Origin of the sequence: Xanthomonas sp. NCPPB 1067 (assembly GCF_020783795.1) — a bacterium.
Taxonomy (GTDB): domain Bacteria; phylum Pseudomonadota; class Gammaproteobacteria; order Xanthomonadales; family Xanthomonadaceae; genus Xanthomonas; species Xanthomonas melonis.
This window is the reverse complement of sequence record NZ_JAJGQG010000008.1, coordinates 95,770-120,550: the sequence shown is the minus strand read 5'-3', so window position 1 is coordinate 120,550 and position 24,781 is coordinate 95,770. Positions and strand designations below refer to the sequence as shown.

The window sequence follows — 24,781 nt, the reverse complement described above, 5'->3', positions numbered from 1 at the left end:
CATGTCGATACGCTGCCCCGGCATGAATCGGCCCTAGCACTCTTGGCTTTTGCGTGACGTGATTGCACACTCGATGGACCGTGGTGATGGTCGGCGTTGGGCCGGCCGCGCCGATGCGGCCGGCGGATTCCGGTCGTCGGAGAGCCTTGAATGGCGACGAGTGTGCGTATGCGCAATACCTTGACCTTGTTTTCGTCCAACGATGACGTGTTGTGCCACCGGGTCCGTCTGGTCCTGGCGGCAAAAGGGGTGACCTACGACCTGGTGCCGGTCGACCCGCAAAATCCTCCCGAAGATCTGATCGACCTGAATCCGTACCACTCGGTGCCCACCTTGGTCGAACGCGATCTGGTGCTGTACGCCGCATCGGTGGTCAGCGAATACCTGGACGAGCGCTATCCGCACCCGCCGCTGATGCCGGTCGATCCGCTGTCACGCGCGCGTCTGCGTCTGGCGATGCTGCGCATCGAACACGACTGGGTGCCGCAGGTGCAGGCGATCCAGCTCGGCAACAAGACCCAGGCAGAAGCGGGCCGCAAGCGTCTGCGCGAGCTGCTGACCGCATCGGTCCCGTTGTTCAAGGCCAGCAAGTTCTTCCTCAATCCGGAAATGAGTCTGGCCGACTGCGCGATGGCGCCGATCATCTGGCGACTGGAGGCGTTGGAGATCAGCCTGCCCAAGGACGGCAAGGCGATCGAGGACTACGGCAACCGGATCTTCCGCAATCCCGGTTTCATCCGCAGCCTCACCGAGCAAGAAAAGAAACTGCGCGACCTGCCGGGCTGATGCGACGACTGTATGCCAACAGACCGGCGTGCGCATGCATTGCCGCCGTTGCAGGTCGTGTCCGGGTAACATGACGTCATGAGCGAAGATTTCCCCCGCATGACCAGCCATCGCCCGTACCTGCTGCGGGCCTTGGTCGAATGGATCAACGACAACGGCATGACGCCGCACGTTCTGGTGGATGCAGGACTGCCCGGCGTGCAGGTGCCCGCAAGCGCCGTCAAGGACGGTCGGGTAGTGTTGAACATTGCCGAACGTGCCGTGGTCGGGCTGCAGGTCGACAATGAAGGCGTGAGTTTCACCGCGCGTTTCGGCGGTGTGAGCCATCCGGTGATGGTGCCGATGGCGGCCGTCCTGGCGGTGTACGCACGCGAGACCGGGCAGGGCATGGCGTTGCCGGACGATATCCCTGGCACCAGCAGCGAGCCGCCGGATCCCGGCGCGCCGCCGCCGAGTACGCCGTCTCCGGACGAGCCGCCCAGTGGCGGCAAGCGTCCGCATCTGCGCGTGGTCAAGTAGGCGCATGCCCGGCGGCGCTCCGATGCAGGTGGAGCGCGTTCGTCATGTCGATCGCGGCGAGCCGGACGCGTCCGGCATGTACGACTACGAGTACGAATACGACATCTACCGCTTCAGCGATGCTGCGACGTGCCTGGTTGCGCGCAGCTATACCGACACGCCGGCCGAAGTGCATTTTCTCAGCATCGAGGTAGCCGGTAAGTCGCGGCTGTTGCAGCCAGCCGATCTTGCGCATCGGCTATGCGGACTCGCGCAGGCGTATCTGCGCCGGGAAGGCAAACGGGAGATACGCTGGCTGAGCGGCCGGGGCGATGGCTATGAGCCGGTGCCCGGGGATTCCGCGCTGGAGCGGTGAGCTGGCTCGATGTGGGAAGCTGCCAAGCGTTCGGTGTCTATCGCCGCCGCCCGCGTGCAGCCACGCGCCGTTCAACGGCGGGCTACGGTCGGGCGTCCGCTTGCTGCTGCTACGCCCAGACTTCTGGACTCAAGACGTGGACGCAAGCCGCGTTGCCCGGCATGCCCCATCATTCCAGTCGCGGCTGGTCCGGATGCAGCGCCCGCACGGTGGCCACCTGTGGGCCGGTGAAGGCAACCAGCTGGTCGCCGCGCAATACCAGCTTGCCGCTATGGCGGTCCGCGCCGTCATAGGAATAGTCGAAGCGGAACGTACGCTCGAACCCCAGCCAGCCGTTGGGCATCCGGCAGATGCGCATGCCGGTGGCATGCACGCTCTGGTCCAGCCACTGCACATCGGCTGCGCGGCAGGCGTTGCGGCCGAGTATCTCGGCGCGCTCGGCGGCGGCGCGCGACGCGTTCCACAACGCGACCACCGCGGCGCCGACGATCATGAAGACGATGAGGCTAGGCATGCTGCCAATGTGCCACGCCATCGCTGGCACGACAATCGCGAACGCCTCGATGCGCTCCGCGTGGTGGCGGCTGCTGTTCGGCGTCGATGGCCTGCGCCGCCTTGCGAATGCTGCTTTGCGCTGCCGGCGAGGACGCTCGCCTGCCATCGATGGTCGGGGCGATGGTCGTCAAATGGCATCAGCCTGCAACGGCGATGCAACGCCGGATGCCGTAGTGCTCGCCACGGCGCCTGGGGAACGATCGACAGGCCCGTGGTGGCGCAGGACGCGTCGTTATGCTGCCAACTTGCTGTTCGGCAGGATCTGGTGGACGGGGCAAGGCTGCGCGCCGCCATGGAGCCCCCGCCGAGCGCGCGTGAATCCATTCACTCCCGCCGCAAACGCCGACTTGCATCGATGCCCTGGCGGCGCCATTTCCCAGGCACGTCTTCGCGTCGACATCCGTCCCACGCCGTCAGGCTGGCCATCCGCGACCGGTACCGTCCATGCATCCTGTTCTGCAGCAGTTTCACCCCGTGGTCGCCGGCTGGTTCGCGCAGACCTTCGCCGCGCCCACTCCGGCGCAGATTGCGGCGTGGCCGGCGATCCAGGGCGGGCGGCACACGCTGGTGGCCGCACCCACCGGTTCGGGCAAGACGCTCACCGCGTTCTTCGCCGCCATCGATGGTCTGATCCGCGACGGCCTGGCGCACGGCGGTGCGTTGCCCGACGAAACCCGCGTGGTCTACGTCTCGCCGCTGAAGGCCTTGTCCAATGACATCCACCTCAATCTGGAGGCGCCGCTGCGAGGGATCCGCGCGGCCTTGGCCGCCGAAGGGCTGCCGGATGTGGCGGTGCGCACGGCGGTGCGCACTGGCGATACGCCGCAGCGCGAGCGCGCCCAGGCGCGGCGGGTGCCGCCGCATATCCTGGTGACCACGCCCGAATCCCTTTACGTGTTGCTGGGGTCGGCATCCGGGCGCGATGCGCTGCGGCATGTGCGCACCGTCATCGTCGATGAAATCCACGCGGTGGCGGCCGACAAGCGCGGCAGCCACCTCAGCCTGACCCTGGAGCGGCTGCAGCGCCTGGCCGAGCGTCCGATCGTGCGCGTGGGCCTGTCGGCCACGCAGAAGCCGATCGAGACGGTGGCGCAGTTCCTGGTCGGGGTGGGCGAGGACGGTGCGGCGCCGCCGTGCGAGATCGTGGACATCGGCTATGCGCGTGCGCGCGACCTGGCCCTGGCATTGCCGCCCACGCCGCTGAGTGTGGTGATGTCCAACGATCAATGGCTGCAGGTCTACGCCGACGTGGCCGCGCTGGCGCAGCAGCATCGCACCACGCTGGTGTTCGTCAACACCCGGCGTATGGCCGAACGCGCCGCGCGGCATCTGGGCGATCTGCTCGGCAAGCAGTGGGTGGCCGCGCACCACGGCAGCCTGTCGCGCGAGACCCGCCTGCTGGCCGAACAACGGCTCAAGGCCGGTGAACTGACCGTGCTGGTGGCCACTGCCTCGCTGGAACTGGGGCTGGATATCGGCGATGTCGATCTGGTTTGCCAACTCGGCTCGCCGCGTTCCATCGCCACCTTCCTGCAACGCGCCGGTCGTTCGGGCCATAAGGTCGGCGGTACGCCCAAGGCGCGTCTGTTTCCGCAGACCCGCGACGAGCTGGTGGAATGCGCCGCGTTGCTGGACAGCGTGCGGCGCGGCGAACTGGATGCCTTGCGTGTGCCATTAGCGCCGCTGGATGTGCTGGCCCAGCAGATCGTGGCCGAAGCCGCCTGCCAGGATTGGGACGAAGATGCGCTGTTTGCGCTCGTACGGCGGGCATGGCCGTTCGCGCAGCTGAGCCGCGCCAGCTTCGACAGCGTGGTGCGCATGCTGTGCGAGGGCTTCAGCACCCGGCTTGGCCCACGCGCGGGTTATCTGCATCGCGACGCCGTGCATCGCCGGCTGCATGCGCGGCGCGGTGCGCGCATGACCGCTCTGACCTCTGGCGGCACCATCCCGGAAACCGGTGACTACAGCGTGGTGCTGGAGCCGCAGGCCGACAAGATCGGCACCGTGAACGAGGACTTTGCGGTAGAGAGCCTCACCGGCGATGTATTCCAGCTCGGCAATGCCAGCTACCGCATCCTGCGGGTGGAAGCCGGGCGCGTGCGCGTGGAAGACGCCAAGGGCGCGCCGCCGAACATTCCGTTCTGGTTGGGCGAGGCGCCAGGCCGCAGCGATGAGCTGTCGGTGGCGGTGTCGCGCCTGCGCGGTGAGATCGCGGTCCGGCTCGATCACGGCCCACATCAGGCAGCACGCGATTGGCTGTGCGGCGAACTGGGTGCGGCGCCGGAAGTGGCCCGGCAATTGGTGGATTATCTGGCGCAGGCCTGCGCGGCGCTGGGCGCCATGCCCACACGCCAGTGTCTGGTGATGGAACGGTTCTTCGATGCCAGCGGCGGTACCCAGCTGGTGATCCATTCGCCCTACGGCAGCCGCATCAACCGCGCCTGGGGGCTGGCGCTGCGCAAGCGCTTCTGCCGCACCTTCAATTTCGAGCTGCAGGCGGCCGCCACCGAAGATGCGATCGTGTTGTCGCTGTCCACCAGCCACAGTTTCGCGCTGGAGGACGTGGGCCGCTACCTGCATTCGTCCTCGGCCGAGCATGTACTGATCCAGGCGCTGCTGGATGCGCCCTTGTTTGGAGTGCGCTGGCGCTGGAACGCGACCAATGCGATGGCGCTGCCGCGCTTCACCGGCGGCAACAAGGTGGCCCCGCAGCTGCAGCGCATGAAGTCGGAAGACCTGCTGGCCACCGTGTTTCCGGACCAGGTGGCGTGTGCGGAGAACCTGGTCGGCGAACGCGAGGTGCCGGACCACCCGCTGGTGGCGCAGACGCTGGAGGACTGCCTGCATCAGGCCATGGACAGCGAGGGGTGGCTGCAGGTGTTGCGCGGTCTGGAGTCCGGCGCGATCACGCTGCTGGCACGCGATCTGGCCGCGCCCTCGCCGTTGGCGGCCGAGGCCTTGAATGCACGCCCGTATGCGTTTCTGGACGATGCGCCGCTGGAAGAGCGACGCACCCAGGCCGTGCAGGGCCGTCGCTACACGCCGCAGAGCAGCGACGATCTCGGCCGACTGGATCCACAGGCGATCGACGCGGTCCGCGAAGAGGCCTGGCCGCAACCGCGCGATGCCGAGGAAATGCACGAAGCGCTGGTCGGCCTTGGCGTGTTGCCGATCGAAGAAGCCACCGATCCGTCGTGGCAGGGCTGGTTGGCCGCACTTGCCGCCGATGGCCGCGCGAGCTGCCTGACGATCGGTGCGGCGCCCGCACTGTGGGTCAGTGCGGAGCGTATTGCGTGGTGCATGCCGTTGTATCCGGATGCATCGGCGCAGCCGCCGCTGCAGGCACCAACGGATTGCCAGGTGACCGACTGGCAGCGCGACCGGGCGGTGCGCGAAGTGTTGCGCGGCCGCATGGCGGCGGTCGGGCCGGCGCAGGTGTCGGACCTGGCGCGCGCCCTGCGCCTGTCCGAGAGCGAGATCGTGCCTGCGCTGGCGGCCCTGCAGCGCGAGGGCTATGTCATGGCCGGGCGTTTCACGGCTCAGGCGCCGCAGGAAGAGTGGTGCGAGCGCCACCTGCTGGCGCGCATCCATCGCTATACCCTGGGGCGGTTGCGGCGCGAGATCGAGCCGGTGTCGCAACGCGACTATGCGCGCTTCCTGTTCGAGTGGCAGCATCTGGACAACGCCGGCCGGGTTGCCGGGCCCGATGCGCTGGCCGGCGTGGTCGGTCAGCTGGAGGCGTTCGAAGCGCCTGCGGCAGTGTGGGAAAGCGAATTGCTGCCGGCGCGCGTACGCGACTACCAACCGGCATGGCTGGACGAGCTATGCACCGCCGGTCGCATCGTATGGGCGCGGCTGCGCCCCGGTGGCGGGCGCAGCGGTGCCGCGCTGCGGTCGACTCCGATCGTGCTGCTGCCGCGACGCGATGCGCAGCGCTGGAGCGCTCTGGCACGCAGCGCTGACGAAGACCCGCTGGGCTCGCGCGCGCAACGCGTGATGGAGGTGTTGCAGCAACACGGCGCGCTATTTTTCGACGAGATCGCAGATACCGCCCGGCTGATGGGCACCGAACTGGAAGACGCCCTGAGCGAACTGGTCATGCGCGGCCGCGTGCACTGCGACAGTTATGCGGGCCTGCGCGCGCTGCTGGTGCCGGCGTCCAAGCGACCGTCGGCGTTGTCGCGTCATCGGCGCCGCGCCACCGCCCTGGGCATTCGCGATGCGGGACGCTGGGCACCGGTGCGCGCCTTGCCCGAGCTGCCGCCGGCGGAAGCCGGCGAGCGTCACCAGGAGACGCTGGAGCACGTGGCGCGCAGCGTGCTGCGACGGTACGGCGTGGTGTGCTGGCGGCTACTGGAGCGCGAAGCCGCATGGCTGCCGCCCTGGCGCGAGCTGTTGCGCGTGTATCAACGCCTGGAAGCGCGCGGCGAGATCCGCGGCGGCCGCTTCATCTCCGGTCTGTCCGGCGAGCAGTTCGCGCTGCCGGAGGCGATCGCGGCCTTGCGTCGGGTGCGAGCGCAGGCGCCGCAGCAGCAGTGGGTGTGCGTGAGTGCGAGTGACCCGGCCAACCTGCTGGGCAGCCTGCTGCCCGGCGAGCGCATCGCGCGGGTGCCCGGAAACCGGGTGGCCTATCTGGATGGCCTGCCGATGGCGGCATGGGTGGGAGAGCGTTTCCAGCCGCTGCAGGAACTGACCGCTTTGCAGGGCGAACAGGCAGCGCGCTTGCTGCAGCGGGGGCCCGCTGCAGCCGAACCCAGTGCCTTGGAACAATGGCTGGCTCAGTCGCCAGGCACAGCCGCGGGCATGACGCTGAGCCGTGGAAACGGCCGCGACAGGTAGCGGCTGCCCGGTACCACCCAACGCCACGGCGCTTCCATCGCCTTGCGGATGCCGATGCGGGGCGTCGCCAGCGGCGCGCTCGGCGGCGGCATGCCGTCGTCTTCGATCCGCAGCCGCGCTGCGGCATCGGTCAGATCCAGCCCGTTGTCGGCCGCGGTCACTCCGAACGCCTGTGCCAGGCGGCCGGGACCGGTGGTTAATAGCGCGGTCGGCGCCGCGCCGCGCGCGGCCTGCATGGTCTGGAGGCCTGCCAGCGGCTCCAGCGCGCGGATCAGCACCGCATGCCCGGGCGCGCCGCCGCAGACGGCGTTGATCGCCCAATGCATGCCGTAGATGAAATACACGTACAGATGCCCATGGGTGCCGAACATCACCCGGGTGCGTGGCGTCATGCCACGGAACGAATGCGCAGCCGGATCCTCGCTGCCGCAATAGGCTTCCACCTCGGTGATGCGGCCACGGCGGCCATCGGCGCTGACCAGCACCTTGTTGAGCAGGCGCGGCGCCACCTCGCGGGCGTCGCAGGCATAGAACGTGCGAGGGAGCAGGGCGATCGGCATGCCGCCAGCGTAAGGGAATTGCCGTGACAGTCCTGCGGGCTGATCCGGACACGCCTTCGATCGGGTAGGGATTTTCCGAACGCGGTGGTCTCGGAGCGTCTGCTCTGTCACAAAAGCGCAGATCCAAATGGATGAATGGGCACATAACAGTGGGCGGCGTCTCAAGCGCGTTTTGCCCTCGCCGATAGCTATCAACGATTGATTAGATCAGCCGAACCGTCGCGATCGGCACGTGCAGCCCGTCGATCCTCCAGGCAATGCCTGCCGCCCGCGCACCCTTCTCACGAGAACTCCCAATGTTAGGCAACTTCAAAATCGGAACCAGGCTGATCGTGGCGTTTCTGATCGTTTCGGCGATCGGCGCATGCATCGGATGGGTAGGTTATTCCAACTCCGGTCGCATCAGCGAACTGTCGACTTCGCTGTACGAGCGCGAATTGCTGGGCCTTTCCCATGTCAAGGAAGCCAACATCAACCTGATCTACGCCGGGCGCGCGCGCGCCAACCTGCTGTTGGCCAGCAGTGCGGAAGAGCGCCAGTCGCACGTGCAGAACATCGACAAGTACACCGCCAAGGTGGTGGACTACATGACGCGCGCGCGCGGCAGTTTCCAGACCGAAGAGGGCAAGGCCAAGCTGGCGCAGTTCGACCGTGCCTGGCAGACCTATCTGGACGAGCGCGGTCGCTTCATCGAAGCGGCCAACCGCGAAGCGCTGCGCGAAGCCAACCCCGAACTCGCCGCGCTCTCGCGAGCGGTGCGCGCCAGTTCGGACGAAGTGGATGCCTTGATGACCGATCTGAGCGGCCTGCGCGAGCGCAGTGCGGCCTCGGCCAACGCCGAAACCGGCGCCATCCATGCGCGCAGCTCCAAGCTGTTGATCGCCATCATCTGCAGCGGCGTGCTGCTCGGCGCGATCCTGGGGCTGGTGATCAGCCGTAGCGTCACCGGCCCGATCCGTCGTGCCGTTTCGGTCGCCAACGGGCTGTCAGAAGGCGATCTGACCATGCAGATCGAGGTGCACGGCCGCGACGAAACCGCGCAGCTGCTCGAAGCCATGCGCACCATGGTGCAGAAGCTGTCGCAGGTGGTGGGCGAGGTGAACACCAGCGCCGAGACCCTGGCCAGCGCCTCCGAAGAAGTCAGCGCCACCGCGCAGTCCTTGTCGCAGGCGGCCAGCGAGCAGGCCGCCGGGGTGGAAGAAACCAGCGCTTCGCTGGAACAGATGACCGCCTCGATCAGCCAGAACACCGAGAACGCGCGCATCACCGACGGCATGGCCACCCAGGCCGCCAAGGAAACCATCGAAGGCGGCGAAGCGGTGGTGGCCACCACCCAGGCGATGAAGCAGATCGCGCAGAAGATCGGCATCATCGACGACATCGCCTACCAGACCAATCTGCTCGCGCTCAATGCCGCGATCGAGGCGGCGCGGGCCGGCGAGCATGGCAAGGGGTTTGCCGTGGTCGCCGCCGAAGTGCGCAAGCTCGCCGAGCGCAGCCAGGTGGCTGCGCAGGAGATCGGCGAAGTGGCCAGCTCCAGCGTGGAACTGGCCGATCGCGCCGGGCGACTGCTCGACACCATCGTGCCCAGCATCAAGCGCACCTCGGATCTGGTGCAGGAGATTTCCGCTGCGTCGGAAGAACAATCGTCCGGTGTCAGTCAGATCAATTCGGCGGTGGTGCAGTTGAGTCAGACCACCCAGCAAAACGCCAGCGCATCCGAAGAACTGGCGGCCACCGCCGAGGAAATGAGCGCGCAGGCCGAGCAGTTGCAGCAGAGCATGGCGTTCTTCCGGCTGGGCGGGCAGGGGCCGGCGACCACACCGCCCAAGCGCGGCCAGCAGGTTGCCGCACGACCGGTGCGCGCCGCCGGCACACGCGGCTGGCGCAGCAATGCCGCGCCGGCGTATGCGATGTCCGAAGGCCCGGACGAAGGCCAGTTCGCTCGCTTCTGAGGGATCACCGATGACTGCACAGACGTCCGATGCGATGCCCGGCGACGCCGACGTGGCCGCCCAGTACCTGACCTTCCAGCTGGATGGCGAAACCTTCGCCACCAGCATTCTCGGCATCCGCGAAATCATCCAGTACCGCACGCCCACGCCGGTTCCGTCGATGCCGGCCTGCGTACGCGGGGTGATCAACCTGCGCGGTGCGGTGGTGCCGGTGGTGGACCTGCAGGCACGGCTGGGCCGCGCCGACAGCGCCATCAACAAGCGCAGCTGCATCGTGATCCTGTCCACCGAGCAGGCGCAGGGCACGCAGGTGATCGGTGTGCTGGTGGACGCGGTCAACGCGGTCATCGAGCTGGCCGATCACGATATCGAGGCGGCCCCGGCGTTCGGCACGCATATCCGCCGCGATCTGCTGCGGGGCATGGGCAAGGTCGGCGAACGCTTCGTGGTGCTGCTGGACATGGAGCAGGTGTTGCAGGTGGACGAAATCGCCGGCAATACGGACGTACTGGCGGCCTGAACGCCGCCTCCGCGACGCGGCCAGACATCACATCCGCGTCCAAAGAAAATGGCTTCGCATCCGGACTGAACTAAGCGCTCTCGCGTTGCGGGCCTGTGCAGTGCAAGCGAACCGGATGTGATGCATCGGGGCGCCGTCACCACACCCAGGCCGATCGCGACGATCGGTAGAAGCCCACCCGGGCGCGACGGGCGTCACCGATAAAGCGTTCGCGCCCAGGTGCGCTTCTACGGCGGCGGCTGCGCGTTTTACGTTGCAACCCGCCCGGCGGATGCCTGCATCAGTCGTGCAACTGCCATCCGCTGAAGCAATGCACGCGGTTGCGCCCAGCCGCGATCGCCTTCTGCAAGGCGTGCCGTGCACGTGCCAGTAACGTGTTGGTTTCCCCGGCATCGCCCAGCGTTGCGGCGACCATGCCTGCGCTGATGGTCAGGGCGCCGGTGGGCCAGTGGGCGTCCTGGATCGTTTGACGAAGATCTTCGACGGCGCCCAGGACATCCCCGGCCGGGGTGGCCGGCAGCACCACGCAGAAACGATCGCCGCTCAGCTGCGCCACGATGGCCCTCGGCGGCAGGCGGGCTTCCAGCAGTCGGGCAGCCTGCATCACGGTGGCCTGTGCGGCGGCCGCGCCGGCCTGCAGCTTCTGCCGCTTGAATCCGTCCAGGTCGATCAGCACCAAGCCCAGCGCCTGCGTGGGTGGCGCATCGGCATCGTGCAGCAGCGCTTGCACGGCCTGCTCCAGACCGGCGCGATTCCATAGCCCGGTGGAGTGGTCGCGCAGGGCATCCAGCGCCACCAGGCTGGCCGCCTCCTGCAGTTCGATGGTGTGCACCACTTGCCGGGCCAGCGTGCGCAGCGCAGCGCGCTCGGCATCGGACAGCCGTCGCGGCGCATGATCCAGCACGCACAGCGTGCCCAGCGCGATGCCGTCGGAATTCAGCAGCGGCGCACCGGCATAGAAGCGGATCCGCGGCTCGCCGGTGACCAGGGCATTGTCGACGAAGCGCGCGTCCAACTGCGTGTCGGCGACCTCCATCAGCTGATCCGGTGCAAGGATGGCATGCGCGCAGAAGGACAAGGTACGCGGCGTCTCGCTGGCCTGCATGCCACGCCTGGACTTGAACCACTGCCGCTGCGTGTCGACCAGCGAAATCAAGGCCATCGGTGTGCCGCATGCCGCCGCAGCGCTGGCGGTCAGCGCGTCGTAGCGCGGCTCCGGCGCAGTATCCAGCAGCGCAGTCGCGTGCAGGGCCGCCACACGTTCGTCCTCGTTGGCGGGCATCGGCGCACCCCGGTAAGGCGCGAGCTCGCTGACCAATGGCGTCGTCTGGATCAGGGTCAACGCAGGTGCATCGGGAGTCTGCATGCAAGGCCTTCGAAACGAAGCGGCTTAGCGCCACAGGCGGCGTGGCGGCGCGGGGGCGATGAGCTCAGCGCACACGCCATCGTCGGGGAGCGGATGCCGGCCACCCCAGCGGCCGAGGCACGACCGGATCTTGCCATAGCGGCGGCACCGGCGAAGCGGCCGAGCCTGCAAGATCGTCCTTCAGGTCTTGCCGATTACTCGTCCTGGTCGTGCTGCCGGGTGGGGCGCCGGCTCTGTTCGTCGTGTACCTTCAGGTCTTCCTGCCCGGGGCGCTGTTTGGCAGCATCATCCTGCTTGCGCGATTCGCGGCTTTCGGCGACGCCGTTGGCATCGTCGGCAACATCGTCTGGCTGGCGTGGATGCTTGCTCATGGCTTGGGTCCTGCGTGACGGTGGCTGCCACGGTAGCGCGCCTGGCGTGATCTCCGTGCCATGGCGGCGCCGCATCAAACGCCGCACTGCCTGCGGCGGACGTCGCGTTCCACATCAAGCTGCCACAGCAAAAGGCCCCGAACGCAAGCGTTCGAGGCCCTTGGCTTGATGCGGTGGTGGAGCGGAAGGGGATCGAACCCTCGACCTTCGCGATGCGAACGCGACGCTCTCCCAGCTGAGCTACCGCCCCACGTACTGCGATTCTACCCACATGCCGGCGGCTTCGCCAAGCGAGAGACTGCGACCGAGCGCGCCGCGGAGCGCGATCGTGCCGGCATCACTCGCCGACCAGCGGGAACTTGAGGTCCGGGTGCTTGGCCTTCCACTCCTTGTACGACACCGAGCCTTCCCAGGCAGCGAAGGCCTTGGGGGTACGGCCACGGCCCGACCAGGTTTCGCCGGTATGCGGCAGCTGGTACTTCGGCTTCACTTCGCTGCGGCCGCTCTTGACCACTTCCTTGCGTGCGGGAGCGGTTCCCAGGTACGCGGCGATGTCGTTGCGTTGCTTGGTATTGAAGTGGTCGGCGAACTGCTCGAGCAGCGACACGATGGTGGCATGGGCCGAAGAGGCTTCGCTCGCACGCTCGGTTTTCTCCTGCTCCTCCAGCTTCTGCAGCTCGTCCAGCAGTTTGGCCTTGGCTTGCGCGATGGAATCCAGTTTTGAAGAGGTATTGCTCACAGAGGTATGGCCTCGGAATAAGAGGGGAGACGCCGCCCTAGGGCGCACGCCATTATGACACGCAGTCCTGCGGGCGGCCGCGGCCGCTGGCCGGCACGGCGGTGACGTCTGCAGTTCTTCACGGCTTCTGTTCGGCGACTTTCGCACCTTGGTCGTGTGCCTGCCCGGCGTGTACGCCTGGGCAGCGAGCCCGACCATCCAGGACGCCAGGAGGACACGATGCAGCATGCCGGCATGGCTTGCGCGACCACGCCAACGGCCGCATGGCTGCGGTTGTCTTCCGTCGTCGGAGCTGGCACATGAACGTGCACGCGGTCCATCCGCAGCGGCAGCTCGGCCCGGAGCCGACCTGCACGATGTACGCCAAGCCCGGGGTAGGCGGGTGAGCCTGAGCGCATACCGCCGCAAGCGCCGCTTCGACAGGACGAGCGAGCCGGAGCCGGGCGAGGCAGCGCCGGCCGGCCAGCGTGCGATCTTCGTGGTGCAACTGCACCATGCCAGCCGTCGGCACTACGACTTCCGCCTGCAGATCGGCGATGCCCTCAAAAGCTGGGCAGTGCCGAAGGGGCCGAGCTACGACCCCAAGGTCAAGCGCATGGCCGTGGAGGTGGAGGATCACCCGGTGGACTACGCCGACTTCGAAGGCGAGATTCCCAAGGGCGAATACGGCGGCGGCCACGTGGCGCGGTTCGACCACGGGGTCTGGGCCACCGATGGCGATGCCGAGGCGCAGCTGGTCAAGGGGCATCTGCGTTTCGAACTGTTCGGCAGCAAACTCAAGGGCGGCTGGCACCTGGTGCGTTCCGGCAAGCCGGCACGCCAGCCGCAGTGGCTGCTGTTCAAGGACGACGATGCCTATGCCGGCACGCTGGAGGCCGACGACCTGCTGGCCGACGTCGCCGCCGCGCCGGCGGCCGATACGCAGCGTGCCGGCGCGGGCAAGGCCAAGCGCAGGAAGCTGACCACGGTACCGTCGCCCGGCGCCGGCAAGCGCAGGAACTGGGCGGCGCAGGCGCTGGCGCTGGACGGCGCGCGCCGCGGCGCAGTGCCGGACACGCCGCACCCACCGCAGCTTGCGCAACTGAGCCAGACGCCGCCGAGCGGTGCGCAATGGCTGCACGAGATCAAATGGGACGGCTACCGCATCCTCGCCACGGTGACCGAAGGGCAGGTCAGGTTGTGGTCGCGCAATGCGCTGGAATGGACCGACCGGGCGCCGGAGGTCTGCGCTGCGATCCAGGCGCTGGGGGTGCGCTGCGCGCAGCTGGATGGCGAGTTGATCGCCGGCCGAGGGACCCGGCAGGACTTCAACCTGCTGCAGGCCACCCTGTCCGGCGAACGGCAATTGCCGTTGGCGCTGGCGGTGTTCGACCTGCTGCATCTGGATGGCGTGGATATCGGCCAGGCGCCACTGCGCGCGCGCAAACAGTTGCTGCAGCGGCTGCTTGCCGCCGTGCCGAATACGCATCTGGCCTACAGCTCGCATGTGGAAGGCGATGGACTGCAGGCATTTCGCGTCGCGGCCGAACAGCAGTTCGAAGGCATCGTCTCCAAGCGCGCGGATCGTCCGTATCGCGCCGGGCGCAGCGATGACTGGCGCAAGACCAAGCAACTGGCCAGCCAGGAGTATGCCGTGGTGGGCTATACCGCGCCTAAGGGCAGCCGGGCGGGCTTCGGCGCGCTGTTGCTGGCCACGCCCGACCCGGTGCATGGCTGGTTGTACGTCGGGCGGGTGGGGTCTGGTTTCTCCGACGAGCTGATGCGCGTGGTGATGCGGCAACTGGACGGCGGCGGCCGCACACCGACGGCGCATGTTCCGACGCACGAGACCGATCTGCGCAGCGCCACCTGGTTCGCGCCGCGTTTCGTGGTGGAAGTGTTCCACCGCGGCACCGGCGGCCAGCAGCTGTTGCGCCAGGCGTCGTTCAAGGCGCTGCGGCCGGACAAGCGGGTCGCGGACCTGAGCGATCCGGATGCAGCGAGGCACCCCAGTGCGGGCACGGCCAAGCCGGCGCATGCCAGGTCCGCCAGAGACGGCGCGCGGGCACCGGCGGCGCGCGCAACACCTGCTGCGGCGCCGGCGCTCTCCAGCCCTGCCAAGCTCATCTACCCGGACATCCGTGCCACCAAGGGCGATGTCTGGGACTACTACCAGGCGGTGATGGAGCATCTGCTGCCGCAGATCGCCGGGCGGCCGCTGTCGATCATCCGCTGCCCGAACGGCGCAGAAAAACCGTGCTTCTTCCAGAAACACCACACTGCAGGGCTGGAGCGGGTGAGCGCGGTCAGACTGAAAGAGGATTCCGGCGGCAATGGCGACTATCTGGTGGTCGAGGATGCCCCGGGTCTGCTGGAGCTGGTGCAGTTCAATGCGCTGGAGTTCCACCCCTGGGGCGCGCGGGCCGCACATGCCGGGATCGCCGACCGGGTGGTGTTCGACCTGGACCCGGGGCCGGACGTGGCGTTCGCCGAGGTCAAGCGCGCGGCCGCCGACATTCGCCGGCTGCTCGCGCAGCTGGAACTGGACTCGTTCCTGCGCGTGTCCGGCGGCAAGGGGCTGCATGTGGTAGTGCCGCTCAACCCTGGTTGCGACTGGGCGCTGACCAAGCGCTTCGCCAAGGGCTTTGCCGACGCCCTGGCGCAGTCGGAGCCGCACCGCTTCATCGCCACCGCGACCAAGCGCTTTCGCAACCAACGGATCTTCGTGGACTATCTGCGCAACGGGCGCGGCGCCACGGCGGTGGCGTCGTATTCGCTGCGCGGCCGTCCGGGTGCGCCGGTCGCCCTGCCGCTGGCCTGGTCGGAGCTGTCCAGGCTGCAGCGCGCCGATGCCTTCAGCCTGCGCGATGTGCCGGACCGGCTGCGGCGCAGGCGCAAGGACCCGTGGGCCGAGATCGATCGGATCCGGCAGAATCTGGCGCGCTGGGCGGTGCGGGAGTAGCGCGGCCGCAGCGGACTTGCGTCATCGCCATGCCGCCCCACGCAGGCGTGCGGGCCGATCAGCGCGCCGGGCTGGCGTCCAGCAACGGCAGCAGCTGTGCCTCCAGCAGGTCGCGGCGCCACTGTCCGAGGGCGGGGGGCCAACTGCGCTGGTCGATCAGGCTTTCCAGATGGCGGCGCGAGGCCAGCAGGCCATCGGGCACGCCGAGTTCGCCGCTGCGCTGGGCCACCGCTTCCTGCAGCCGCTTGAGTAAGGCCTTGTTGCCGTCGGTGGCGGCCTGGGCCAGCGGTGCATGCGCCTCGTCGGGCAGTGGCGTCACCAGCGCTTCCCACACCGCGTTGGCGAGCTTGCGCGGTGCCTTGGGGAACTTGTCGAACTGCTGCAGCAGCGCGTCCAGGTCCGCGGGCGGAAAGCGTGCCAGCTGGCTGGCCAGCTCGTTGTCCAGGATCCAGCTGCGTGGGCGATCGCTCTGGCGCGCCTGCAGGTCGCGCCACCGCAACAGGCGCAGCAGGCGCCGCTGCGCGGCCGGCTCCAGAAACTGTGCGGTGCGCAGGCTCACGTGCGGCCAGCGTTCACTGTCGTCGTGTTCGACCGTGGCGAGCAGGCGCTCGGCGTCTTCGGCCAGCCAGTCCAGCCGGCCCTGTGCCGCCAGGCGATCGTTGAGCGCATCGTGCAGGGCGAACAGGTAACGTACATCGTCGGCGGCGTATTCCAGCTGCGCGGGCGACAGCGGCCGGCGCATCCAGTCCGAGCGCGTCTCGCCCTTGGCCAGCAGGGTGCCGGTGATTTCCTGCACCAGCTTCTGGTAGCCCATGCCGCCGCCCACACCGGCCAGCGCTGCGGCGATCTGGGTATCGAACAGCGGACGCGGCAATGCGCCGCAGGCACATTTGAAGGTGACCAGATCCTCGCTGGCGCTGTGCATGACCTTGACGATGTCCGGCGCGGTCAGCCATGGCGCGAGCGCTGCGGTCATGCCTGGAATCAACGGGTCGATCAGCAGGATCTCCTCGCCGATGGCCATCTGCACCAGCGCCAGTTGTGGCCAATAGGTGCGTTCGCGAATGAACTCGGTATCCAGGCCGATACGCGATGGGCGCGCCGACTGCAGGCGCTCGCTCAACTCGGAGGGGTGGGTGATCCAGTGGGGCACGTGATTTCCGTCGACCGCAAGGGTTTGCGCAGAACGCGCAGAATAGCCTAACGTCGCGATCGCCTGTCGTGCGGCAGAGCACTGGAAGGGAGCAGGTGGTGGGCAAGTGTGGCAAGTGGATCGCGGTGTGGGCACTGGTCGCGCTGGGCCTGTGCGGCTGTTCGCGCGCACCGGCGCCGGCCGCGACACCGCAACCGACTGCCGCCGCGACGCCGAGCCAACCCAATGTCTCCATTGGCGGCGAAGAATCCGCCGAAACCATCGCGCAATGGCAGCCACCGGCGGTGGATCTTGGCGACGAGCCGCTGGCGCAGGCGCGCAAACGCGCTGCGCAGGCGCTGCAGGACGATCGCCTGTACCGCGACGCCGACGCTGCGATTCCGTTGTATCTGGCCATCGAGCAGCGTGCCGGCGGCGAGGATGCGGTGAGCCGTCGCGGTCTGGCGCGCGCGCGCGCGCGGCTGCTCGAACGCGGCCACGCGCTGCTCGCGCAGAGCGATCGCCAGCACGACGCGCTGGAGCAGGCGCGCGAACTGGCCGCGGTGGCGATGACATTGGCGCCGCAGGATCCGAACGTGCGCAGTCTGCAGCGCGAAGTGGAAACCGCCGAACGGGTCCTGGGTTTCAACCGCGCCGGCGAAGACGATCTGCGCGCCGGACGCCTGGGCGAAGACGGCAATGGCGCGCTGGCGAACTTCCGCGATGCCCAACACCTGGATCCGGACGATCCACGCACCCGCCAGGGTCTGGCGGCGGTGGAGAGCGCCTTGCTGGAGCGTGCCGAACGCGCGGCCGACGCAAGCGACTTCATCGGCGCGCGTTACTGGCTGCAGATGGCCGCACAGGTCCGCGACCGTGCGCCTGCCGTCGCCGACGCGCGTGCGCGTATCGAGCGCGTGCGGCGTGCGCAGATCGCCGGCTTGCACGATGCCGGTCTGCACGAGCTGACCTCGCCCCGAGGGCTCAAGGCGGCCGGCGAAAAACTGGCCGAGGTGCTGCGCATCGCCGATCCGGGCGACCCGATGGCGGGCGATCTGCGCCGCCGGCTGGAGCTGGCCACCCATTACGGCAGCTTCCGTCCCGGGCAGGTGTTCACCGATGGGCTCAAGCTCGGCGGCCGCGGGCCGCAGATGATCGTGGTACCGCATGGCGCCTTTCAGATGGGCGCCGGCGACGCCGAGCCGGGCGCCTCCGACAACGAACGTCCTGCTCACTACGTGCGCTTTGCACGGGGGTTCGCGTTATCGATCACCGAGGTGACGGTGGCCGAATTCCGCCAGTTCGTCGAGGCCACCGGCGCCCGTCCACGCGCCACCCGGCGCGGGCATTCGGTGGTGTACGACGAGCGCAGTGGCAATTTCATCCGCCGCAGCGGCGTGGACTGGCAGTCGGACTACAACGGCGCCCGGGCCGCGCCCAACAGCCCGGTGATGCACGTCAGCATTCGCGACGCCGAAGCCTATGCCGCCTGGCTGTCGGAGCAGACCGGCCGGCACTATCACGTGCCCAGCGAGGCCGAGTTCGAATACGCGGTACGTGCCGGTACCACCGGGCGCTATCCCTGGGGCAATGCGGGCTCGCCACCGGCGGATGCGGGAAACTTCACTGGCGGCAACGACATCTCGCGCAGCGGCCGGCACTGGAACAACGGCTTCGTCGGCTATGGCGACGGCTTCTGGGGGCCGGCACCGGTGGGCAGCTTTCGCGCCAATGCCTGGGGACTGCACGACATGGGCGGCAACCTGAGCGAGTGGGTGGCCGACTGCTGGCATGCCAGCTATCGCCGCGCACCGGCCGATGGCGCCGCGTGGTTCAATCCGGGGTGCCGGCAGCGCATGATCCGCGGCGGCAGTTGGGCCAACTCGCCGCAGCAGACACGTGCGGCGTGGCGGCAATCGCAGGACTCCGATACCACCAGCGCCCGCATCGGTTTCCGGCTCGCGCGCGGGATCTGAGCGCGCCCGCTCCAAGCCTGCGCCAGCGGCATCGGCGGGCTCGGGCTTGCATCGTGAGCGGCATGCTCCGTGCGTGGTGTGCGCGCAATACCCCTGTGGAGTAGGCAGCGGGTTGCGGCGGGAGTGGGCGTATCGCCAGGCGGTCACCAGTGCCGGGCTCTGGCTTAACCGCAGTGAACACGGCGTGCAGGCGGCGGAACTGGCTGGGATATGGCCGGTCCAAGCCGCAGCGCTCCTGAAGGACTGTGGCAATGAGCACGGGGATCAAGATGTTTCGTTGGGCCATGGCGATCCTGCTGATCGGTGGCAGCGGTTACGCCGTGGCGCGGCACCTGCAGGACGGCAATACCGCTGGCCATTACCGTTCGGTAGAGGTGATCCGGCCCGAGGGCACACCCAAGGCGATGGTGGTGGTGCTACCGGATAGCACCAACCCGCAGCAGGGCCAACGGCTAGCCGACATGCTGAGCGACGACGGCGCACTGGTGGCCGTGGTGGATACCGCGCGTTATCGCGCACAGCTGCGCGCGCGCCAGACGGACTGCAGCGCATTGGCCGACGACGCCGAACGGCTGGGCAAGAAACTGCTGCGTGCCGAGCACGTGGATGCCTTCCTGCCGCCGGTGCTGGTGGGGCAGGGCGATGGTGCGGTGCTGGCGCGGCAGGCGCTGGCATCGGCGGCGCCCGATGTGCTCGGCGGCGCAGTGGTGGCCGATGCCGGCAGCAGGGATCCGGGGCTGAACTGCGCGCGGGATGTGCCCGATGCCAACCAGGGGTTCCTGGACGATCTGGTCGATGACGCCAGCCCGATGCAGATCGCCGCCGCCACGCGCGGCCATTTCCAGGCCGCGCAGGCACAAGGCCTGGGCGATCTGCCGCTGGTGGAACTGCATGCGCCCGGCAGCGATCGCCTGGTGGTGATGCTGTCCGGCGATGGCGGCTGGCGCGAACTGGACAAGGGCATTGCCGCGCAGCTGCAGCAGCAGGGCGTGTCGGTGGTGGGCTGGAACAGCCTGCGCTACTTCTGGGCCAGCCGCACGCCACAGCAGATCGGCGTGGATCTGGACCGGGTCATCGCCGCCTACCGGCAGCGCTGGCATATCCGGCATGTGGCGCTGGTGGGCTATTCGTTCGGGGCCGACGTGCTGCCGTTCGCCTATCCCGATCTATCGCCGCAGCAACGCGCCGCGGTGCAGTTCGTCAGCCTGCTCGGTCTTGGTCACCAGGCCGATTTCAAGGTGCGCGTCGGTGGCTGGCTGGGCTGGCACAACGACGCCGAGCGCGATGTGGCGCCCGCACTGCAGGCATTGGACCTGCGGCGTGTGCAGTGCATCTACGGCACCGAAGAGAAGGACACCTTGTGCCCCGAGCTGCGCGCACGCGGTGTGGAGGTGGTGGCACGGCCGGGCGGGCACCACTTCGATCACGATCCGGTGGTGCTGACCCACCTGCTGATGCAGGGCTGGCAGCGGGCCGCACAGCTGCCAGCGCGGGGCTGAGCCCGAAGCGAACCGAAAGCCGCGCAGAGCGGGTCGGAAGCAGCGGCAACCGGGCAACGCAGCTGCCCGACGCCCTTGGGCTCGGCGATACGCGTGAACACCGCTAGCGCTCGCCGGGTTCCACACGCACCTCGATGCTGCCATCGGCCAGCTGTGCACGCAGACGTTCCCCCGGCGTTACGTCGGTGGCACTGCGGATCACCTGTCCGTCGGCGGGGCGGGTGACGATGGCATAGCCGCGTGCCACGGTGGCCAGCGGGCTCACCGCCTCCAGCGAACGCGCCACGCTGCGCAACCGGAGTTGATCGTGCTGCAGGCGTCGTTGCATGGCGGCCTGCGGATGCAGGGCACGCAGGCGCTGCTGCAGGTTGGCCAGGTTGCGTTGTGGCGTGTGTGCCTGCAGGCGCGTCTGCCCGCGTTGCAGGCGCGCCTGCAGGCGTTCCAGCACATGGGTCATGCGCCCGCGCAACCGACGTGCGGCCTCTTCCTGGCGGCGCTGCAGCAGGTGCAGTCGCGCCTGCGGGCTCTGTGCACGCAGCCGAAGGGCCAGCCGGTCGGCCCGCTGCATCGCGTTGCCCAGGGCGTGCTGCTGCAGCTGCGCAAGGCGCGCGCGCGCGCGCTGGACGCGCGCTGCCAGCTCGCGCTGATCGGGCACCAGCAACTCGGCCGCCACCGACGGGGTGGGCGCGCGTACGTCGGCGACGAAATCGCTCAGGCTGAAGTCGGTCTCATGGCCGACCGCCGACACCACCGGCGTCTGCGCGGCGGCGATCGCGCGCGCCAGGCGTTCGTCGTTGAAGGCCCAGAGATCTTCCAGCGAGCCGCCACCGCGGGTGATCAGGATGACGTCGTAGCGCCCGCACGCGTCGGCGCGCTGCAGCAGCGCAGTGATCTGCGCCGCAGCGGACTCGCCCTGTACCAGCGACGGGAGCAGGTCCACTTCCAGCAACGGAAACCGCCGTGCCAGCACGCTGAGGACATCGCGTACCGCCGCACCGCTGGGCGAGGTGATCACCGCCAGCCGGCGCACATGCGCGGGCAGGGCGCGCTTGCGCTCGGCATCGAACAGGCCTTCGGCGGCCAGGCGCGCACGCAGCGCGTCGAAGGCACGGCGCAGTGCCCCCTCGCCGGCCTCTTCCATGTGGTCGAGCACCAGCTGATAGTCGCCGCGTGCTTCATACAGGGTGAGCCGTCCGCGCGCGAGCACGCGCAGGCCTTCGCGCGGCTGGAACTTCAGCCAGGTGCTCTTGGGCTTGAACATCGCGCAGCGGATCTGCGCGCGCGCATCCTTGAGCGTGAAGTACAGATGCCCCGACGCCGGACGGGTGACGCTGCTCAGTTCGGCTTCCACCCAGACCAACGGGAAGCTGCCTTCGAGCAGGTCGCGCGCCAGCGTGTTGAGCTGGCTGGGAGTGAGGATCTGTTGGGTGCGTTCGGCCATCGCCGCATTATCCTGCAGCGGCGAAGATCCTGGGTGATCGGCTGCCGCGACGCAGGACCGCAAGCGGCGATGGAGCGCGCTGCGATTGGCCGGCGACCGCCGGTTCAGAGACCGTGCTGCGCCAGCGCCCAGCCCACGTGTTCGCGCACCAGCGCCGAGTCGTGGTGGCGGCGCGCTTCCAATGCAGACACCACCTCCGGCGTGCCGGGTGCGTTGCCCAGGCCGACGGCGATATTGCGCAGCCAGCGTTCGTGTCCGCTGCGGCGGATCGGGCTGCCTTCGGTGCGTTGCAGGAATTCGGCCTGGTCCCAGGCGAACAGCTGCGGCAGCGTCGCCACATCCAGGTCGTTGCGCGCGCGGAAGTCGGCCTCGTCGCTGCGCTTGGCGAATTTGTTCCAGGGGCAGACCAGCTGGCAGTCGTCACAGCCGAAGATGCGGTTGCCGATCGGCCTGCGCATCTGTTCGGGGATGGCACCTTCGTGTTCGATGGTGAGGTAAGCGATGCAGCGGCGCGCATCCAGCCGGTACGGGGCGATGATGGCCTGGGTCGGGCAGATGTCGATGCAGCGCGTACAGCTGCCGCAATGCGCGGTAGCCGGGGTATCGATCGGCAGCGGCAGATCCAGGTAGATCTCGCCCAGGAAGAACCACGAGCCGCCATTGCGGTCGATCAGACAGGTGTGTTTGCCGATCCAGCCCAGCCCGGCGTTGCGCGCCAGCGCACGTTCCAGGACCGGTGCGGAGTCGACGAAGACGCGATAGCCGAACGCGCCGATCTCGCCCTGGATGCGCCCGGCCAGCTTCTGCAGCCGGTTGCGCATCAGCTTGTGATAATCGCGCCCCAGCGCGTAACGCGCCACATAGGCACGCTTGCCGTCGTGCAAGGTGTTCCAGGCCTCGGTGTCGTCCTTGCGGCCGTAGTCCATGCCGACCGACAGCACCCGCAAGGTGCCCGGTACCAGCTCCTGCGGGCGCGCACGCTTGTCGCCGTGCTGGGCCATCCAGTGCATGGTGCCGTACAGGCCTTCTGCCAGCCAACTGCGCAGATGCGCCTCGTCTTCGCCCAGCTCGATGCCGGCGATGCCGCAGCGTTGGAAGCCGGCTTCGCGTGCGAGCACGCGGATGCGCGCGGCGGCATCGGCAGGGTCGGGGCGGGCGAGGACGGCTGACATGGCGACAAGTATAGAATTCCCGGCATGTACGCACCGCTCGCCCTGTACGACACCGCTGCCGCGCGCACGCTCGATGCGCAGGCCACCGCGCTGCTTGGCGGCGATGGCTACCTGCTGATGCAACGCGCCGGCCAGGCCGCCTGGCAGTGGTTGCAGGAACGCTGGCCGCAGGCGCGCCGCATCGTGGTGGTGTGCGGCACCGGCAACAATGGTGGCGATGGCTATGTGCTGGCGCGGTTGGCGCAGCGCGCCGGGCGCCAGGTGCGGGTGGTGCATCTGCCCGGGCAGGGCCCGGCATCGGAGCTGGCGCAGCGCGCCTGCACCGAGTATCTGGCGGTGGGCGGGAGTATCGACCTGTTTCCGTGTGCGCTGGCGCAGGCCGATGTCATCGTCGATGCGCTGTTCGGTATCGGGCTGAACCGCGCGCCGGATGCGCCGACCGCCGCGATGATCGAGGCCATCGATGCCGCAGGCAGCCCGGTACTGGCGCTGGATGTGCCCAGCGGTATCGATGCCGATCGCGGCGTGGCGTTCGGGGCCGCCGTCCGCGCGGATGCGACCTTGCAATTCATCGTGGCACACGTTGGCCTGCACACCGGCGACGCGCTGGAATATGCCGGCGAGTGCGGCCTCGCAGCGCTGGACGTGCCGCCTGCTGCATTCGATGGGCTGGCGGCTGTCGCGCATGGCTGGGAACGCGGGGCCCTGGCGGCGCAGCTGCGCCCGCGACGGCGCAATACCCACAAGGGCGAGTCTGGGCGCGTGCTGTGCGTGGGCGGCAATCTCGGCAGCGGCGGCGCCATCCTGCTGACCGCCGAGGCGGCGCTGCGCAGCGGTGCCGGGCTGGTGCAGGTGGCCACGCGCGCCGAGCATGTCGCGCCGCTGCTGGCACGCTGCCCCGAAGCGATGGTGCGCGCAGTGGAGGCCGGCGAGGATATCGCTGCACTGGCCGATGCCGCCGATGTGGTCGCGCTCGGGCCGGGGCTGGGCCAGGACGCCTGGGCGCAGGCGTTGTGGCAGGCGGTCCTGGCGACCGGGACGCCGGTGGTCATCGATGCCGATGCCTTGAACCTGCTGGCCAGCGATGCGCTGCCCAAGCGCGGTCCGCGCGTGCTCACCCCCCATCCAGGCGAGGCCGGGCGCCTGCTCGGCCTGTCCACCGCGCAGGTGCAGAACGACCGCCAGGCGGCCGCGGCCGCGCTGGCGCAGCGCTACGACGCGGTGGTGGTGCTCAAGGGCGCCGGCAGCGTGGTCGCCGCGCCGCACGCGACGCCGCGCATCATCGGTGCCGGTAACCCCGGCATGGCGGTCGGTGGCATGGGCGATCTGCTGACCGGTGTGATCGCGGCCCTGCTGGGGCAGGGCTGGTCGCCCTTCGATGCCGCCAGCCTGGGCGCCTTGCTGCATGGCTGCGCCGGCGATGCGGCCGCGCGCGATGGCGAGCGCGGGCTGCTGCCAACCGACCTGCTGCCGCACCTGCGCCGCCTTGCCAACTCCGGAACCCTTTCATGACCCAGCTCGACGCCCACCTGGTGGATGCCGATGCCACCGAGACCCTGGGCCGCGCGCTGGCTGCGGTGCGGCCAGCCAACGCGGTGGTCCAGCTGCACGGCGACCTTGGCGCCGGCAAATCCACCCTGGCGCGCGCCTTGTTGCGGGCACTCGGTGTCACCGGTCCGATTCGTAGCCCGACCTATACCCTGATCGAGCGCTATCCACTCGCTACCGGCGATGAAGCCTGGCATCTGGATCTGTACCGCATCGGCAACGCTGGCGAACTGGATTTCCTCGGCCTGGACGAGGGCAGCGCCAGCCTGTGGCTGATCGAATGGCCCGAGCGGGGTGCGGGTGCCCTGCCGCCGGTGGATCTGGACGTCGAGCTGGCAGTCGATGGGGATGGACGACGTGCCTGCCTGACCGGCCGCAGCCGGATCGGCCATGCATGGCTGCAGGCACTGACCCAGCAGGGCGAGTTGCGGCCTCTTTTTGCTGGCGAACAGGAGGAATGAACGCCAGGTTACGGATTATTAAGGGAAATCACCTTGCAATTCACAT

At 68.6% G+C, this 24,781-nt stretch carries 19 protein-coding genes and 1 tRNA gene; 11 read left to right on the top strand and 9 right to left on the bottom strand.

Annotated features, from left to right (window positions below; all coding sequences use genetic code 11):
• Window positions 1-150 precede the first annotated feature (150 nt).
• The 3 genes from LL962_RS08855 to LL962_RS08845 all read left to right on the top strand — a co-directional run bounded on the left by LL962_RS08855 (window position 151) and on the right by LL962_RS08845 (window position 1,660).
• Window positions 151-786, top strand: a complete 636-nt coding sequence (locus LL962_RS08855; RefSeq protein WP_104586900.1) for a glutathione S-transferase N-terminal domain-containing protein — start codon at window positions 151-153, stop codon at window positions 784-786.
• A gap of 78 nt (window positions 787-864) precedes the next feature.
• Window positions 865-1,305 carry a ClpXP protease specificity-enhancing factor gene (locus LL962_RS08850; protein ID WP_104586901.1) on the top strand — a complete coding sequence of 147 codons (441 nt, stop codon included), beginning with the start codon at window positions 865-867 and terminating at the stop codon, window positions 1,303-1,305.
• Window positions 1,306-1,327: 22 nt separating this feature from the next.
• On the top strand, window positions 1,328-1,660 hold the full coding sequence (locus tag LL962_RS08845) for a hypothetical protein (RefSeq protein ID WP_104586902.1): 333 nt from the start codon (window positions 1,328-1,330) through the stop codon (window positions 1,658-1,660).
• Window positions 1,661-1,829: 169 nt separating this feature from the next.
• Here LL962_RS08845 and LL962_RS08840 read toward each other — a convergent pair whose 3' ends face one another.
• A complete protein-coding gene (locus LL962_RS08840; RefSeq protein ID WP_104586903.1) occupies window positions 1,830-2,195 on the bottom strand; it encodes a DUF3301 domain-containing protein in 366 nt (121 codons plus the stop codon).
• 464 nt (window positions 2,196-2,659) lie between these two features.
• Here LL962_RS08840 and LL962_RS08835 point away from each other — a divergent pair, with 464 nt between their 5' ends.
• Window positions 2,660-7,054 carry a DEAD/DEAH box helicase gene (locus LL962_RS08835; protein WP_228316631.1) on the top strand — a complete coding sequence of 1,465 codons (4,395 nt, stop codon included), beginning with the start codon at window positions 2,660-2,662 and terminating at the stop codon, window positions 7,052-7,054.
• On the opposite strand, the gene LL962_RS08830 is transcribed toward LL962_RS08835, so the two are convergent.
• Window positions 6,994-7,614 (bottom strand): DNA-3-methyladenine glycosylase, encoded by a 621-nt coding sequence (locus LL962_RS08830; protein ID WP_228316630.1) that lies wholly within the window; start codon window positions 7,612-7,614, stop codon window positions 6,994-6,996. The two genes, LL962_RS08835 and LL962_RS08830, sit on opposite strands and share 61 nt — an antisense overlap.
• Window positions 7,615-7,910: 296 nt before the next feature.
• Between LL962_RS08830 and LL962_RS08825 the strand changes: the two genes are divergently transcribed.
• Window positions 7,911-9,569, top strand: coding sequence for a methyl-accepting chemotaxis protein (locus LL962_RS08825; RefSeq protein WP_228316629.1), 1,659 nt, complete (start codon window positions 7,911-7,913; stop codon window positions 9,567-9,569).
• Between the two features lie 10 nt (window positions 9,570-9,579).
• The gene (locus LL962_RS08820) at window positions 9,580-10,089 is read left to right on the top strand and encodes a chemotaxis protein CheW (RefSeq protein ID WP_104586907.1); all 510 of its coding nucleotides are present in this window, start codon (window positions 9,580-9,582) and stop codon (window positions 10,087-10,089) included.
• Between the two features lie 280 nt (window positions 10,090-10,369).
• On the opposite strand, the gene LL962_RS08815 is transcribed toward LL962_RS08820, so the two are convergent.
• The 4 genes from LL962_RS08815 to LL962_RS08800 all read right to left on the bottom strand — a co-directional run bounded on the left by LL962_RS08815 (window position 10,370) and on the right by LL962_RS08800 (window position 12,565).
• On the bottom strand, window positions 10,370-11,455 hold the full coding sequence (locus LL962_RS08815) for a GGDEF domain-containing protein (RefSeq protein WP_228316628.1): 1,086 nt from the start codon (window positions 11,453-11,455) through the stop codon (window positions 10,370-10,372).
• Between the two features lie 194 nt (window positions 11,456-11,649).
• Window positions 11,650-11,826 (bottom strand): hypothetical protein, encoded by a 177-nt coding sequence (locus LL962_RS08810; protein WP_228316627.1) that lies wholly within the window; start codon window positions 11,824-11,826, stop codon window positions 11,650-11,652.
• A 174-nt stretch (window positions 11,827-12,000) separates the two neighbouring features.
• Window positions 12,001-12,076 (bottom strand) — tRNA-Ala (locus LL962_RS08805).
• 87 nt (window positions 12,077-12,163) lie between these two features.
• Window positions 12,164-12,565, bottom strand: coding sequence for an H-NS histone family protein (locus tag LL962_RS08800; RefSeq protein WP_104586909.1), 402 nt, complete (start codon window positions 12,563-12,565; stop codon window positions 12,164-12,166).
• Between the two features lie 382 nt (window positions 12,566-12,947).
• Here LL962_RS08800 and ligD point away from each other — a divergent pair, with 382 nt between their 5' ends.
• Window positions 12,948-15,506, top strand: coding sequence for a DNA ligase D (gene ligD / locus LL962_RS08795; protein WP_228316626.1), 2,559 nt, complete (start codon window positions 12,948-12,950; stop codon window positions 15,504-15,506).
• Window positions 15,507-15,564: 58 nt separating this feature from the next.
• On the opposite strand, the gene rnd is transcribed toward ligD, so the two are convergent.
• Complete coding sequence (rnd, locus tag LL962_RS08790; RefSeq protein ID WP_228316625.1) at window positions 15,565-16,659, bottom strand: ribonuclease D; 1,095 nt, start codon at window positions 16,657-16,659, stop codon at window positions 15,565-15,567.
• Between the two features lie 98 nt (window positions 16,660-16,757).
• On the opposite strand from rnd, the gene LL962_RS08785 reads away from it, so the two are divergent.
• Both LL962_RS08785 and LL962_RS08780 read left to right on the top strand, forming a co-directional pair.
• A complete protein-coding gene (locus LL962_RS08785; protein WP_146092353.1) occupies window positions 16,758-18,614 on the top strand; it encodes a formylglycine-generating enzyme family protein in 1,857 nt (618 codons plus the stop codon).
• 251 nt (window positions 18,615-18,865) lie between these two features.
• Complete coding sequence (locus tag LL962_RS08780; RefSeq protein WP_228316624.1) at window positions 18,866-20,113, top strand: virulence factor; 1,248 nt, start codon at window positions 18,866-18,868, stop codon at window positions 20,111-20,113.
• A gap of 103 nt (window positions 20,114-20,216) precedes the next feature.
• On the opposite strand, the gene xseA is transcribed toward LL962_RS08780, so the two are convergent.
• Both xseA and queG read right to left on the bottom strand, forming a co-directional pair.
• Entirely contained in the window at window positions 20,217-21,554 is a 1,338-nt protein-coding gene (gene xseA, locus LL962_RS08775; RefSeq protein ID WP_228316623.1) for an exodeoxyribonuclease VII large subunit, read from the bottom strand.
• Between the two features lie 104 nt (window positions 21,555-21,658).
• Window positions 21,659-22,726 (bottom strand): tRNA epoxyqueuosine(34) reductase QueG, encoded by a 1,068-nt coding sequence (gene queG / locus LL962_RS08770; protein WP_228316622.1) that lies wholly within the window; start codon window positions 22,724-22,726, stop codon window positions 21,659-21,661.
• Between the two features lie 24 nt (window positions 22,727-22,750).
• On the opposite strand from queG, the gene LL962_RS08765 reads away from it, so the two are divergent.
• A complete protein-coding gene (locus LL962_RS08765; RefSeq protein ID WP_228316621.1) occupies window positions 22,751-24,238 on the top strand; it encodes an NAD(P)H-hydrate dehydratase in 1,488 nt (495 codons plus the stop codon).
• The gene (gene tsaE / locus LL962_RS08760; RefSeq protein WP_228316620.1) at window positions 24,235-24,735 is read left to right on the top strand and encodes a tRNA (adenosine(37)-N6)-threonylcarbamoyltransferase complex ATPase subunit type 1 TsaE; all 501 of its coding nucleotides are present in this window, start codon (window positions 24,235-24,237) and stop codon (window positions 24,733-24,735) included. The genes LL962_RS08765 and tsaE overlap by 4 nt, the downstream gene beginning before the upstream one ends.
• Window positions 24,736-24,781 lie beyond the last annotated feature (46 nt).

Bases quoted from the DNA above. Each gene is read 5' to 3' on its own strand.
- LL962_RS08855 (WP_104586900.1), top strand. From the start codon at position 151: ATGGCGACGAGTGTGCGTATGCGCAATACCTTGACCTTGTTTTCGTCC.
- LL962_RS08850 (WP_104586901.1), top strand. From the start codon at position 865: ATGAGCGAAGATTTCCCCCGCATGACCAGCCATCGCCCGTACCTGCTG.
- LL962_RS08845 (WP_104586902.1), top strand. From the start codon at position 1,328: ATGCAGGTGGAGCGCGTTCGTCATGTCGATCGCGGCGAGCCGGACGCG.
- LL962_RS08840 (WP_104586903.1), bottom strand. From the start codon at position 2,195: ATGGCGTGGCACATTGGCAGCATGCCTAGCCTCATCGTCTTCATGATC.
- LL962_RS08835 (WP_228316631.1), top strand. From the start codon at position 2,660: ATGCATCCTGTTCTGCAGCAGTTTCACCCCGTGGTCGCCGGCTGGTTC.
- LL962_RS08830 (WP_228316630.1), bottom strand. From the start codon at position 7,614: ATGCCGATCGCCCTGCTCCCTCGCACGTTCTATGCCTGCGACGCCCGC.
- LL962_RS08825 (WP_228316629.1), top strand. From the start codon at position 7,911: ATGTTAGGCAACTTCAAAATCGGAACCAGGCTGATCGTGGCGTTTCTG.
- LL962_RS08820 (WP_104586907.1), top strand. From the start codon at position 9,580: ATGACTGCACAGACGTCCGATGCGATGCCCGGCGACGCCGACGTGGCC.
- LL962_RS08815 (WP_228316628.1), bottom strand. From the start codon at position 11,455: ATGCAGACTCCCGATGCACCTGCGTTGACCCTGATCCAGACGACGCCA.
- LL962_RS08810 (WP_228316627.1), bottom strand. From the start codon at position 11,826: ATGAGCAAGCATCCACGCCAGCCAGACGATGTTGCCGACGATGCCAAC.
- LL962_RS08780 (WP_228316624.1), top strand. From the start codon at position 18,866: ATGAGCACGGGGATCAAGATGTTTCGTTGGGCCATGGCGATCCTGCTG.
- xseA (WP_228316623.1), bottom strand. From the start codon at position 21,554: ATGGCCGAACGCACCCAACAGATCCTCACTCCCAGCCAGCTCAACACG.
- queG (WP_228316622.1), bottom strand. From the start codon at position 22,726: ATGTCAGCCGTCCTCGCCCGCCCCGACCCTGCCGATGCCGCCGCGCGC.
- LL962_RS08765 (WP_228316621.1), top strand. From the start codon at position 22,751: ATGTACGCACCGCTCGCCCTGTACGACACCGCTGCCGCGCGCACGCTC.
- tsaE (WP_228316620.1), top strand. From the start codon at position 24,235: ATGACCCAGCTCGACGCCCACCTGGTGGATGCCGATGCCACCGAGACC.